Origin of the sequence: Actinomyces bovis (assembly GCF_900444995.1) — a bacterium.
Lineage (GTDB): Bacteria > Actinomycetota > Actinomycetes > Actinomycetales > Actinomycetaceae > Actinomyces > Actinomyces bovis.
In genome coordinates this window covers 216,665-229,116 of record NZ_UAPQ01000008.1, presented here as the reverse complement: position 1 = coordinate 229,116, position 12,452 = coordinate 216,665, and the positions used below count along the sequence as shown (strand labels likewise).

Genomic DNA, 12,452 nt, shown 5'->3' with positions numbered 1-12,452 from the left:
CATAGCCCGATCTGCAGTGCGAGTGTTAAGCACGCGCCCAGACGCCGGGTGCCGTCTCAGCGCCGCGCCAGGCAGCCCGGCCCCAAAAGAGCTTTGATATCCGAGTAGAAAGCCGGGGTGGGTTCCACGCGCAAGGAGGCGTCCAGCTGAGTACGAATCTCCCTGCCCGGACTAGTCAAAGTCAGACGCACTTCACTCATGCCTGGATGCTTGGTGAGCACGGAGCGGAACTGCTGCACCAGGGGCGTGGTGCAGCGGTTAGCTGGCAGCGTGATCTGCACAGATTCGTGTGTGGCATTCGAGACGTCTGGGAGAGTGAGTTCTTGGGCATACAGCGCTACTTGCCCATCGCGACGGTTTAGCCGCCCCCGCACGGTCACAATGGTGTCTGGGGCCAGCATGGTGGAAACGGTCTGATAAGTGGCGGGGAAGAACAAGGCTTCCACGCTGCCGCCCAAGTCCTCTATCTGCGCGATAGCCCACAGGTTGCCTTGCTTGGTGGTTTTGCGAGTGAGGCTGGTGATGAGGCCCGCGATGGTCACTATGGTGCCGTCCTCGCGTTCCTCGTTGTCCACCAGGTCCACGATCTCGGTGTCAGCGAGTTTGCCGAGCACTCCCTCCAGTCCCAGCAGGGGGTGGTCGGAGACGTAGAGGCCGAGCATGTCACGCTCGTAGGCGAGTTTCTTCTTCTTGTCCCACTCGGGCAGCTCAGGCACTTCGGAGGAGAAGACTGGGCCGTTGCCGAATCCACCTGCGGCGTCGCCCTCCCCAGGCCCGCCCATCAGAGAGGCAAAAAGGTCGAACTGCCCGGCTGCCTCATTGCGCTTAACACCAATCACCTCATCCACGAAGTCCTCGTGGCAGGCTTGCAGGCTGCGGCGGGTTTTGCCCAGAGTGTCAAAGGCTCCGGCCTTGATAAGGGAGTCGATGGTGCGTTTGTTGCACACCACGGCGGGCACCTTGTCCAGGAAGTCTTCGAAGCTGGTGAACTCGCCCTTATCTTCGCGGGCCTGCTCGATGGCCTCCACGACGTTCAGGCCTACGTTGCGGATGGCCGCTAGGCCGAAGCGGATGTCCTCCCCCACGGCGGAAAATTGGGCGCGTGAGGCATTGACGTCGGGAGGCAGCACACGGATGCCCAAGTGGCGGCACTCCCCCAGGTAAACGGCCAGCTTGTCCTTGTTGTCCTTCTGACTGGTTAGCAGGGCCGCCATGTATTCGGTCGGGTAGTGGCACTTTAGGTAGGCGGTCCAGTAAGAGACGACGCCGTAGGCCGCGGAGTGGGCCTTGTTGAAGGCGTAGGCGCTGAAAGGCACCACGATGTCCCACAGGGTCTGGATGGACTCCTCGGAGTACCCGTTCTTGAGCATCCCCTCCTTGAAGCCGATGAACTCCTTGGCCAGGATCTCGGGCTTCTTTTTACCCATGGCCTTGCGAAGCTTGTCGGCTTTGCCCAGGGAAAAGCCGGCGAGCTCCTGGGCAATCTTCATGACCTGCTCTTGGTAAACGATCAGGCCGTAAGTGGTGCCCAGGATAGGCTCCAGCACCTCTTTGAGTTCGGGGTGGATGGGCACGATCTCCTGCGCGCCGTTCTTGCGCAGCGCGTAATTGGTGTGGGAGTCCGCACCCATAGGGCCGGGTCGGTAGAGGGCGCCCACAGCGGAGATGTCTTCAAAGTTGTCTGGCTTCATTAGGCGCAGCAGGGTGCGCATCCCGCCGCCGTCCAGCTGGAAGACGCCCAAGGTTTCGCCCCGAGAAAGCATCTCGTAGGTGCCGCGGTCATCCAGGGGGACATTGTCTATATCCAGGGCGGGCTTGCCGTTGGCGACTATGTTCTCCTGGGCGTCAGAGATGACGGTGAGGTTGCGCAGACCCAGGAAGTCCATCTTGAGCAGGCCCAGGTGCTCGCAGGTGGGGTAGTCAAACTGGGTGATATAGGCGCCGTCCTGGAGGCGCTGCATCATGGGGATGACATCGGTGAGGGTTTCCGAGGACATGATGACGGCGCAGGCATGCACGCCCCATTGACGGGTCATGCCCTCCAGGCCTTTGGCCAACTCCACAATCTTCTGCGCGTCGGGGTCCTCCGCATGTAGCTTGCGGAACTCCTCCGCTTCGCTGTATCGCTTGTCGGTTGGGTCAAAGATGCCCTTGATGGTGATGTCCTTGCCCTGCACTGCGGGCGGCATGGCCTTGGTGAGTTTGTCACCGACGGCGTAGGGGTAGCCCATGACGCGGCTGGAGTCTTTCAGGGACTGCTTAGCCTTAATGACGCCGTAGGTGACTACCTGGCTGATCTTGTCTGAGCCGTATTTTTGCTTGACGTACTCGATGACCTCATCGCGCCGACGCTCGTCAAAGTCGACGTCAATATCTGGCATGGAGATGCGCTCAGGGTTGAGGAAGCGCTCGAAGATCAATCCGTGCTGCAGGGGGTTGAGCTCGGTGATCCCCATGGCGTAGGCCACGATGCTACCTGCGCCAGAGCCACGGCCAGGGCCTACGCGAATGCCGTGCTCCTTAGCCCAGTTGATGTAGTCGGCCACCACCAGGAAGTATCCCGGGAAGCCCATCTGCACGATCACGCCGATCTCATATTCGGCCTGTTTGCGGCAATCTTCCGGGATATCGCCGTGGAAGCGACGCTCCATGCCGGCCCAGCACTCCTTAACGAACCAGCTCTCCATGGTTTCGCCTTCGGGCACGGGGAAGATGGGCATGAAGGAGGCGCCGTCGTCGACAGTCTGGAAGGAAACCTCACACTGCTCGGCCACCAGCAGGGTGTTGTCGCAGGCTTCCGGCATCTCTTTGAACAGGGCGCGCATCTCAGAGCCGGGGCGCAGGTAGTAAGTGTCGCCGTCAAACTTGAAGCGATCAGGGTCAGTCAGCACCGAGCCGGAGTTGATGCAGAGCATTGCGTCCTGAATCGTGCGGTCTTCGGGGCGCACATAGTGGGAGTCATTGGTGGCGATCAGGGGTGCATTGATGGTCTTGGCTAGACGCAGCAGGTCCTGGGTGACGCGCCGCTCGATCTCTAGGCCGTGGTCCATGAGCTCGACGTAGAAGAAGTCCTTGCCAAAGATGTCTTGCAGCTCACCGGCAGCGCGCAGGGCTTCCTCCCACTGGCCTAGGCGCAGGCGCGTCTGGACCTCGCTGGAGGGGCAGCCAGTGGAGGAGATCAGGCCTTTGGAGTAGCGGGAGATGAGTTCGCGGTCCATGCGGGGGGCTTTGCCCCACTGGCCTTCCAGGGAGGCGTAGGAATCCAGGCGCATGAGGTTGTGCAGGCCCTCGTTATTCCACGAGAGCAGCGTCATATGGGTGTAGGAGCCGCGCGCGGAGACGTCGTCGCTGCGCTGGGACTCGTCACCCCAGAAGATGCGGGTTTTATCAAAGCGGGAGGTGCCTGGGGTCAGGTAGGCCTCCACGCCAATGATCGGCTTGATGCCCGCTTTGACGCATTCTGCGTAGAACTCGTAGGCACCAAACATGTAGCCGTGGTCGGTGATGGCCAGGGCACGCTGGCCTAGGCGTTTGGCCTCGGCTACGTAGTCCTTGATTTTGCCCGCGCCGTCCAGCATGGAGTAGTCCGTGTGGACGTGCAGGTGGACGAAGTCGTCGTAGGGGCCCTCATCAGGGTTGACCGCGCTGTTGCTCTCCGCCATGGGCCCATCCTAGAACCGTCGTTCAAGCCCCTAGCACGAGCTTGAACATGTCCTGATGCCAGATGCCGGCGTCAAGGTAAGGCTGACCGCTTATAGCCCGGTATCCGCAGCGCTGGTAGAAGCCCATCGCCTGTTCCTGGGCGGAGAGCACCACCATTACCCCGATGGTGCCCGGTGCCACTCCAGCTTGCTCAGCGATTGCCCCGGTCAAGGGCTTTGCCGCACGGCGCAGAGCTTCCTCCTCGACTGCCGCCACCAGTCGGGCACCCAGGCCGGTGCCGCGGGCTATCTGGCGCACTGCTAGGCGGCCAAGGTGAACCTGTCCTTGCGGCTCCGGCTCTAGCAGGAGCCGAGCGGTTCCCAGAGGCGTGCCATCGGCGTCTGAAGCGAGCAGGTGAATGGTGCCGGGTGCATCGTCGCGAGCATCTATTTCCAAGGCCAAGGGCACTTGCTGCTCCTCCACGAAGACCTCCAAGCGCACGTCGGCAGACCCGGTCCGCACTTGCTCAGCTCGGGCTCCAGTCGCATCCCCAGCCACACTGGTCAAGCGGAAGGGTTCTTTTGCCTGGTGAGCCCGCGCGATTGTGAGGGGCAACTGAGCTTTAGCCATGTCTTCCACCCTGCCACTAGCCTTCAAGGCAGGCGCAGAACGTCCAGGGCATGGGCCAGGTCCTCTGGGTACTCGGAGTGGAAGGTCATCCACTCCCCCGTGATTGGGTGTGCCAGCCCCAGTTCAACCGCGTGCAGCCACTGGCGCACCAGGCCGGTGCCTTCGCTCAGCTTGGGGTCGGCGCCGTAGGTCTCGTCCCCTACGCAAGGATGACCGACGGCGGCCATGTGCACGCGAATTTGGTGGGTCCGGCCCGTCTCCAGATCCACTTCCGCCAGGCAAGCTGCGGGCATGAGCTCGATGACGTCGTAGTGGGTGATGGACTCGCGACCGCCGTCGATAATCGCCATCTTCCATTCGCGGCTAGGGTGGCGGCCGATCGGAGCGTCGATGGTTCCGCGCAGCGGGTCCAGGTGCCCCTGAACCAGAGCGTGGTAAGTCTTCTCTACCGTGTGCTCCCGAAAGGCTCGCTTGAGCACCGAGTAGGCGCGCTCGCCTTTGGCCACCACCATGACCCCGGAAGTCCCTACATCTAGGCGGGAGACAATGCCTTGGCGCTCAGCCGCTCCGGAGGTAGCGACCGGCACCTGCATGGCTTTAAGTGCACCCAGTACATCCGGGCCGTCCCAGCCCATTGAGGGGTGGGCAGCTACACCGGCAGGCTTGTCCACCACGACGATGTCTTCGTCCTCGTAGAGCAGGCCCAAGCTTTCAACGGGTGTGGGAACCGGCTCGGTGGGGCGCGGCTCCGGCAAATCCACCTCCAGCACATCGCCTGGCTTAAGCCGATCTGACTTGCCCAGTTCACGTCCCTCTAGGCGCACGCCACCACTGGTGCAAAGCTCTCCAGCCCGGGAGCGGCTCAAGCCGGTCATACGCGCCAGTGCGGCGTCCGCTCGCTCGCCAGCCAAGCCCTCAGGCACCGGCATGATGCGCAGGCTCATGCTACCGGGCCCTCTTGAGCAGCCTCAGGGTCTTGACCGAGCAACTTGCCGTCCAGCTCCCGGCCCGTAGCGGTAAGCCACATGATCATTCCGGCAGCTGCCACGATCGCAATATCTGCAACATTGCCTACGAACACCCCGTAGTCAATGAAGTCGACAACATAGCCTCGCCCCACACCCGGCGCCCGGAATAGGCGGTCGATGAGGTTGCCAATCGCGCCCCCAAGCACTAGGGCCAGCGCCACGGCCCAAGCCGTCGCGGCCAGGCGCCTGGCAACCCGCGCGATCACCACCACGACCACCACCGCAACAATCGTGAAAATCCAGGTCTGGCCGCTGGCAAAGGAGAAAGCAGCGCCTGGGTTGAAGACGAGCCGCAGACCCAGCAGCGAGCCCAGCAAGGGCCGACGCCCCTCGTCTGCAAGTTCATGCAAAGCCCAAAGCTTCGTGGCTTGATCGGCAGCTACCACTAGCCCGGCAAGGAGCCACAGCAGGATCACCAGTCTGCGGTTGCCCGTAGTTTGGTGATCCGGTGACACAGAAGTGCTGTCCTGGGATTCCATCTCTCAGTCCTCAAGCTGCTTAGTTTGGCGGCAGGAGTTTCTCACTGCCTAGCGTCACAAGCACGCACGGCACGCGCTAAGGGCGACGACCGTGATGGTCGTCGCCCTTAGGGCGCGCCTATGCGGCTGAGATTTGCTGCTCAGAGGTTGACGCCGTCTGTGGAGGTGCCGCCACCGTCCACAGTGTTGAGCAGACCAGATAGGAAGCTCTTGAGGCGGGTGCGGTAGTCGGTCTCGAAGCGCCGCAGCTCGTCGATCTTGTGCTCCAGACCTGAGCGCTCCTTCTCAAGCTGGGCCAGCGTGCGATTGCGCTGGTCTTCCGCCTCGCGGATGATCGACTCACCGGTGGTGCGAGCCTCTGTAATGATGCGCTCTCCCTCAGCCTTGCCGTTGGAGACGTGCTCATCGTGCAGCTTCTGGGCCAGCTCAAGCATGCCCTTGGCGGCGGCGGGTTCCTGCCCGGTACCTGCTGCAGGGGCAGCCACGGGGGCGGCCTCAGCGATTGCCGGCGCCGGGGTGGGAGCCACGGGAGCAGCTGCGGGGGCCTCGGTCTTGCCCGCGCTCAGCGAGGCAATCCGAGCGTTAGCGGCCTCGAGCTTAGCCTTGAGGTCGGCGTTCTCGGCCTCCAGTTGGCGCATCGCCTCAACTACGTCGTCGAGGAACTCGTCAACCTCGTCCTGCTCGTACCCCTCGCGGAACTTCGTCGCCTGGAACTTCTTGTTGAGGACGTCGTCTGCGGTGAGCAGCGTCATGGTCGTCACCTCAATGTCGTGCGGATTAGATAAGAGAACCGAAACCGGTGCCTCGGTGTGAACACATTACCCGAAGCAACTCCGAGCCAAGGTTGCGGCACCGAATGTGATGACCAAGATACCAGGAACCCCGCACAAACACCCCGCATGCGGGACCGCTGTTCTCAATCCGCAAATCTCTTAGGAGCGCTTCAACAATCCAGCAATCACCTATGCGCCCCCCTGAAAAACCCTTGAGTTCACAGGCCTATGCAGCTGCAAAACACAGCGGCGTCAACAATCCCAACCTTGGGCATACCACAGGAGGGAAGGCCAGCCGTTCACCGGACAGTCTTTGTAGGGATAACACGCGCACCCTCTCAGAAGCTATGGTCTTCGCCCTTAGAGGAGTGCCGCCTTAACTTCAGACCAACAGCGCTAGCAGCGACCTCAGCAGCACGATGCCGAACCACAGAACCAGGAAACTCAGGTCAATTCCGAAGCCCCCAAAACCCAGAGCGGGGATCTTGGAACGGATTAAGCGCAGAGGTGGATCAGTCAGTCCGTAGACCGCATTGGCCAACACCAGCAGTGGGCCGCTTGGCTTCCAACTGCGAGAAAAGACCATTACCAGGTCCAACACAACTCGTACTAGCAGAACGAGCGTGTACAGGAGCAGCAGGCTTGAAAGGATGGAGACGATGGCTTGCACGCCGCCAACTCTCGCAGATCAGCCCTGGTTGAAGAAACGGTCGCCAGCCTCGGCGGCCTCGCCGGACTCGATCGACACTGTGGCCGGGGTCAGCAGGAAGACGCGCGGGGTCACGCGCTCGATGGCGCCGTGTAGCCCAAAGACCAGCCCAGCGGAGAAATCCACCATGCGGCGGGCGTCGGGCTCACTCATTCCGGTGAGGTTGACAATGACGGGCAGGCCATCGCGGAAGGCCTCGCCAATCACGCGCGCCTCGTTGTAGTTGGAGGGATGTACCGTGACGATACGACGCAGGTCGACGCCGCTCGGCTCGGCCAGCTCCTCATAGGTCTCAGCCGGGGCATAGTCATCCACATAGCCCTCGGAGTACTCGGAGACGGCTGACTGCTCAAGCCCCTCGTAGGACTCTTCACCCTCATAGTCCTGGGAACCGAGCAGGTTGGTCATGCTGCGCAGTGCTCGCATCTGAGTGCTCCTTTAAGAAAAGAACGGGCGCTAGTTCTCCCGTTGTCTGAAACGCTAACGGTTTTGACCTCTGCTACCTGGCAGACACGCCGATTACCTGCAGTAGCGCTCAGCTCAGTTGAACCACTCCGGCCAAGCGTCCAGTAGTGCCTTCACGGCGGAAAGAGAAGAAGCGTTCATCCTCCAGGGTGCACCACTGAGGGGTCTGCACGAGCTTGACTTGGAGACGCTCAAGCTGGGCGCGCACTCCCGCAGCCACATCTACTGCGGGGGTGCCCCAACTCGTGACGGCGCCACACGCTGGCTCAATTGCGACTGATTCGTCTCGCATAGAAGCTGGCACCTCATAGCAGGAGCCACAAATTGAAGGGCCGATAGCGGCATAGAGTTCCTGCGCCCCCAGGCGTCGCAGCTCACTGACAGCGGCTTGGACGACGCCGTCAAGCATGCCTTTGCGACCTGCATGCACAGCGGAGATTAGCGGCAGCTGCCCGTCCGCTAGAAGCAGCGGTACGCAGTCCGCCACGAGCACCCCGGCGGCCTTGGCAACATCCACACGTCCGTCCACCACTAGGGCATCAGCGGTTGGTTCCCGGCCTGTCTGAGGGTGGGCGACGAGGGCGGAGTGCACCTGCTGCATCCAGGCCAGTTGTTCTGGCTTTAGCCCGAGGTCCTGCGCCAACTCCGCCCGATTGCGCCTGACTCGTTCAGGGTCATCACCGACATGCCCAGCCAGATTCATACCCCAGAAAGGGCTCTCAGCAGGCGCGGGAGCCCCGCCACCGCGGGTGGTAAACCAGCCGCGGGCGACGGGGCCCAGCGCGACCTCAAGGAGGTCAGTCATGCTCTGCCTAATTCAGCGCAGGAAGTCCGGCAGGTCGATATCCGTAACGCCCTCATCGTTGATGACGGGGGGCACCACAAGCTGCGGCGAGGCTGCCGGCTTCCCGGGGTAGATCGGTGCCGGATCCTCCGCCGGCAGCAGGCTTTCCGCCGCCTCGGGAGCGATTGAAAGGTCTGCGGTGGGGGCGGTGGGCGGGTTCATCTGGGCAGCTGCAGGTCGCGGAGTGGCCCCTGTGTCCAGGCGGTGCGCACCGCGCCCAATTGAATTGGTGTACGAGGGCTGCGCAGCCTGGTTGCTGTACTGCGGCTGTGCTCCGGTGCGAGCAGTGGGCTGGCCGTATCCGGGTGCCACCTGCTGCGGGGTGCGCGGGGCGGAAACCACCGGTACCTCATCAAATCCAGCAGCAATAACGGTTACGCGCACCTCGTCACCCAGGGCGCCGTCGACGACGTTACCCACGATGATATTGGCCTCTGGGTGGACGGCCTCACGCACTAGCTCAGCCGCCTTGCTCATCTCCAACAGGCCCAAGTCTGCGCCGCCCTGGAAGAAGAGCAGCACGCCGTGGGCGCCGTCGATGGAGGTCTCAAGCAGCGGGGAGGAAATGGCCATCTCGGTGGCGGCGACGGCACGGTCCTCGCCGGAGGAGTAGCCAATGCCCATGAGAGCGGAGCCAGCGCCCTGCATAACGGATTTGACGTCGTTGAAGTCGACGTTGATAAGGCCGGGGGTGGTGATCAGTTCGGTGATGCCCTGGACACCCTGGAGGAGCACCTGGTCGGCCTGTTTGAAGGCATCGACTACAGAGATATTGGGGTCGGCAATGTCTAGGAGGCGGTCATTGGGGATCACAATGAGGGTGTCAACCTGCTCACGCAGGTTGGCGATACCTTCCTCGGCCTGGGCGGAGCGACGGCGGCCCTCAAAGGCAAAGGGGCGGGTGACCACACCGATGGTCAGGGCGCCAATCTCGCGGGAAATCTTGGCGACCACGGGTGCACCGCCGGTGCCGGTGCCGCCGCCCTCCCCCGCGGTAACAAAGACCATGTCGGCACCGGTGATGGCGGCACGGATGTCCTCGACGTGGTCTTCTGCGGCCTTGCGTCCGATGGAGGGGTCGGCGCCAGCACCAAGGCCACGGGTAAGGTCGCGGCCCACATCGAGCTTGACGTCAGCGTCGGTCATAAGCAGGGCCTGCGCATCAGTGTTGACGGCAATGAACTCCACGCCGCGCAGGTCGGCCTCGATCATGCGGTTGACGGCGTTGACGCCACCGCCACCAACGCCCACCACTTTGATGACTGCCTGGTAGTGCTGAGATTCCGTCACTGTTGCCCTCCACTTGACTCCGGCCCCGAAAACCGTCAACCTCAGGTTAAGGTTTATACTTATGTCATTCTCGGGCTGACGAGGAAAACGCTACGTGCCTATACCCTCGCCCGCCCGCATTTACGTCGGTGTGTCCAGCGTGTCGTGCACGCCAGCACTACCCAGCTCAGGAAGTGGCTGGGTATTTGGGTGAAGACACGTCATAAACCTTGGCTTGGGTGCCCAGTAAGGTCCGCAGCACCTGCGCCTTAAGCTCCGGCTCCGAGGTATCCCCCCACACCACACTCGCTCCACTTTGCAAGGTCAAAGTGACCTGTCCAGCGGCGGAGGCAGTACCTGAGCTCACCTGCGCCCGTGTCTGTGTATCCAAGGCCCCCACGGCGCTGACCACGGCGGTAACCATCTCCGCACTGAGTTCCTGGCCAGCAGGCGCCTGGACGCTAGCCAGCCCGGGCGACGGCGTCGCCACCGTCTCCAGCACCACTGCCTCAGCATCCAGCACCTCGTAGCCGCCGTTTGCTTGCCGCACTGCCACCGGCTCACGCATCTCTAGGCGCACTACCAGCCCATTAGGCCAAGCGCGACTAACCCGAGCCGCACGCACCCGCACCAGATCGCGGGCGGTGGCTACCTCGAGATCGTCCAGGTCCAGGCGCAGCAAGGAGAAGCCCGCTACGGGCGCATACACCTGACGAACCTGCTCAACACTGACGGTACCGTCCGAGCCGCGCACTTCCACCTGTTCAAGTTTGAGTGCAAGCAGAGGGGAGGCCAGAACAGCCCAGCCCGCTAGTCCCAGCACCAGCACCACAGTCAGTCCCAAGAGAATCCGGCGACGCCGTAGCCGACTTAGCGCGTTGCGACGCTCTTTGAGGCGCTCCTCCAGCCCGGTGGAAACCACCTGCTCCGTACGCTGGCCACGGGTTTCCAGCGCCTGAGGTGCCCGCTGACGCACTGCCGGGAGCCTCCCGGTCCGCCCCTCATCCGGGCTCACAGTTACAGATGGCTTCTGCGCAGGTGGCTTTGCCGGGGGCTGCTCTTCAGCTCCGGGCCGGGGTGCGGAAGGCTTGCGCATCAGTTCTCCGTGGAGGCGCCTGCACCGGCTGCGAGGTCGGCTAAGACGATAGGTCCAAGCTCAGTGACATCGCCTGCTCCAATGGTGAGCAAGAGGTCACCCGGCTTAGCGGCGGCGGCGATGGCATGCGCCGCCTCCTCACGTCCACGCACAAAACGGCCACGCCCGGCAGGCAGATATTGGGCCACGGTGCCGCCGTCGATACCGGGGAAGTCCTCAGCCCGCTCGCGCGCAGGATAGATATCCGTGACGACGGCGAGGTCCGCCTGGCTCAAGGCAGCCCCAAAACGCTGCGCGAAGTTCTGGGTGCGAGAGAACAGGTGTGGTTGGAACAAGGCCAGCACGCGGCCACCACGGGCCTGGGCCACGGCGCGGGCAGTGCGCATAAGCGCCTCGATCTCAGTGGGGTGGTGGGCGTAGTCGTCAACTACCCGGACCCCAGCGACCTCCCCACGATCCTCAAAGCGACGCTTAGTGCCGCCAAAGGCGCCCAGGCTGTGGGCCATCACGGCCGGGTCTACGCCAAGCTCCAAGCCGGCAGCCCAGGCACCGGCCGCGTCCAAGGCCACGTGAGCACCGGGAACGGAAAGCTCAAGCTCCACCGGCCCCACTATGGCGCCGTCGGTGCGCTGCAGTTCTAATCGAGCGGAGGTACCGGAGTCTTTAGCGGCCAGCACCGTTAGCTGCACATGCCCCTCCCCTACTGGGCCACCGGGGATGTCAGCGGCCTTGGTAGTCCCAAAGGTCTGCACTCGGGTGCCAGCACTAGCAGCTGCTCGGGCTAGGCGCAGAGCGCCCGAATCGTCAGCACAGGCCACCAACAGGCCGCCCGGCACCAGGCGGGCTGAGAAGTCTAGGAAGGCCTGCTCAAAGGCTGCAGTACTGCCGTAGTTGTCCAGGTGATCTGGTTCAACATTCGTGACCACCTCAATGCGCGGGTGGTAGTTCAGGAAGGAGCAGTCGGACTCGTCAGCCTCAGCCACAAAAGCCTGCCCTTGCCCCAAGTGTGCCCCGGTGCCGATGGCACAAACCACTCCCCCAATGGCAAATGACGGGTCTGCTCCCGCCTGAGTTAGAGCCTCAGCCAACATGCCGGAGGTGGTGGTTTTACCGTGGGCACCAGCCACCGCCACGAAATCGCGTCCTTGGGCGGCCAGGGCCAGGGCCTGCGAGCGGTGGATGACCTCCTGTCCGCGGCTGCGGGCCACAGCCAGCTCCGGGTTGGTGTCCTTGATGGCGGTAGAAACTACGACGGTAGCTTCCGGGCAGACCGCAGCGGCGTCATGTCCGACCCACACCTCAACCCCCGCCTGGCGCAAGCGTTCCAGGGCTTCAGAATCCTGCGCATCCGAGCCGGAAACCACGGCGCCACGTTCTGCCAGGAGTGCAGCCACCACACTCATGCCTGCGCCCCCCACTCCGATCAGATGGAACTGACTGCCTTCCAGGGGTGCCAACTGCTGTGGCTCGGCGCTACCCATTGCGGTCTCCTCGGTGCTCTTGCTTACTGCTGGGTG

Annotated in this window: 11 protein-coding genes; all 11 read right to left on the bottom strand. The window is 62.9% G+C overall.

Annotation, left to right across the window (positions count from 1 at the left end):
• Positions 1–56: 56 nt before the first annotated feature.
• The 11 genes from dnaE to murC all read right to left on the bottom strand — a co-directional run bounded on the left by dnaE (position 57) and on the right by murC (position 12,416).
• Complete coding sequence (gene dnaE, locus DR039_RS08015; protein WP_111836857.1) at positions 57–3,662, bottom strand: DNA polymerase III subunit alpha; 3,606 nt, start codon at positions 3,660–3,662, stop codon at positions 57–59.
• 22 nt (positions 3,663–3,684) lie between these two features.
• On the bottom strand, positions 3,685–4,164 hold the full coding sequence (locus DR039_RS08010) for a GNAT family N-acetyltransferase (RefSeq protein WP_318268912.1): 480 nt from the start codon (positions 4,162–4,164) through the stop codon (positions 3,685–3,687).
• Between the two features lie 131 nt (positions 4,165–4,295).
• On the bottom strand, positions 4,296–5,216 hold the full coding sequence (locus DR039_RS08005) for an RluA family pseudouridine synthase (RefSeq protein WP_111836855.1): 921 nt from the start codon (positions 5,214–5,216) through the stop codon (positions 4,296–4,298).
• Positions 5,213–5,779, bottom strand: a complete 567-nt coding sequence (lspA, locus tag DR039_RS08000) for a signal peptidase II (protein ID WP_111836854.1) — start codon at positions 5,777–5,779, stop codon at positions 5,213–5,215. The genes DR039_RS08005 and lspA overlap by 4 nt, the downstream gene beginning before the upstream one ends.
• Before the next feature lie 140 nt (positions 5,780–5,919).
• A complete protein-coding gene (locus DR039_RS07995; protein WP_170166879.1) occupies positions 5,920–6,531 on the bottom strand; it encodes a DivIVA domain-containing protein in 612 nt (203 codons plus the stop codon).
• 403 nt (positions 6,532–6,934) lie between these two features.
• Positions 6,935–7,222 carry a YggT family protein gene (locus DR039_RS07990; RefSeq protein WP_229116888.1) on the bottom strand — a complete coding sequence of 96 codons (288 nt, stop codon included), beginning with the start codon at positions 7,220–7,222 and terminating at the stop codon, positions 6,935–6,937.
• 18 nt (positions 7,223–7,240) lie between these two features.
• Entirely contained in the window at positions 7,241–7,687 is a 447-nt protein-coding gene (locus DR039_RS07985) for a cell division protein SepF (RefSeq protein WP_111836852.1), read from the bottom strand.
• 109 nt (positions 7,688–7,796) lie between these two features.
• Entirely contained in the window at positions 7,797–8,531 is a 735-nt protein-coding gene (locus tag DR039_RS07980) for a polyphenol oxidase family protein (protein WP_111836851.1), read from the bottom strand.
• A 12-nt stretch (positions 8,532–8,543) separates the two neighbouring features.
• Positions 8,544–9,860 carry a cell division protein FtsZ gene (gene ftsZ, locus DR039_RS07975; protein WP_111836850.1) on the bottom strand — a complete coding sequence of 439 codons (1,317 nt, stop codon included), beginning with the start codon at positions 9,858–9,860 and terminating at the stop codon, positions 8,544–8,546.
• A 166-nt stretch (positions 9,861–10,026) separates the two neighbouring features.
• Positions 10,027–10,935, bottom strand: coding sequence for a cell division protein FtsQ/DivIB (locus DR039_RS07970; protein WP_111836849.1), 909 nt, complete (start codon positions 10,933–10,935; stop codon positions 10,027–10,029).
• Positions 10,935–12,416: a UDP-N-acetylmuramate--L-alanine ligase gene (murC, locus tag DR039_RS07965; protein WP_111836848.1), complete on the bottom strand. Its 1,482-nt coding sequence runs from the start codon at positions 12,414–12,416 to the stop codon at positions 10,935–10,937. The genes DR039_RS07970 and murC overlap by 1 nt, the downstream gene beginning before the upstream one ends.
• Positions 12,417–12,452: the final 36 nt, after the last annotated feature.

What these genes read in the sequence shown, in the direction of transcription:
- dnaE (WP_111836857.1), bottom strand. Translation starts at nt 3,662, where the DNA reads ATGGCGGAGAGCAACAGCGCGGTCAACCCTGATGAGGGCCCCTACGAC.
- DR039_RS08005 (WP_111836855.1), bottom strand. Translation starts at nt 5,216, where the DNA reads ATGAGCCTGCGCATCATGCCGGTGCCTGAGGGCTTGGCTGGCGAGCGA.
- lspA (WP_111836854.1), bottom strand. Translation starts at nt 5,779, where the DNA reads ATGGAATCCCAGGACAGCACTTCTGTGTCACCGGATCACCAAACTACG.
- DR039_RS07995 (WP_170166879.1), bottom strand. Translation starts at nt 6,531, where the DNA reads ATGACGCTGCTCACCGCAGACGACGTCCTCAACAAGAAGTTCCAGGCG.
- DR039_RS07985 (WP_111836852.1), bottom strand. Translation starts at nt 7,687, where the DNA reads ATGCGAGCACTGCGCAGCATGACCAACCTGCTCGGTTCCCAGGACTAT.
- DR039_RS07980 (WP_111836851.1), bottom strand. Translation starts at nt 8,531, where the DNA reads ATGACTGACCTCCTTGAGGTCGCGCTGGGCCCCGTCGCCCGCGGCTGG.
- DR039_RS07970 (WP_111836849.1), bottom strand. Translation starts at nt 10,935, where the DNA reads ATGCGCAAGCCTTCCGCACCCCGGCCCGGAGCTGAAGAGCAGCCCCCG.
- murC (WP_111836848.1), bottom strand. Translation starts at nt 12,416, where the DNA reads ATGGGTAGCGCCGAGCCACAGCAGTTGGCACCCCTGGAAGGCAGTCAG.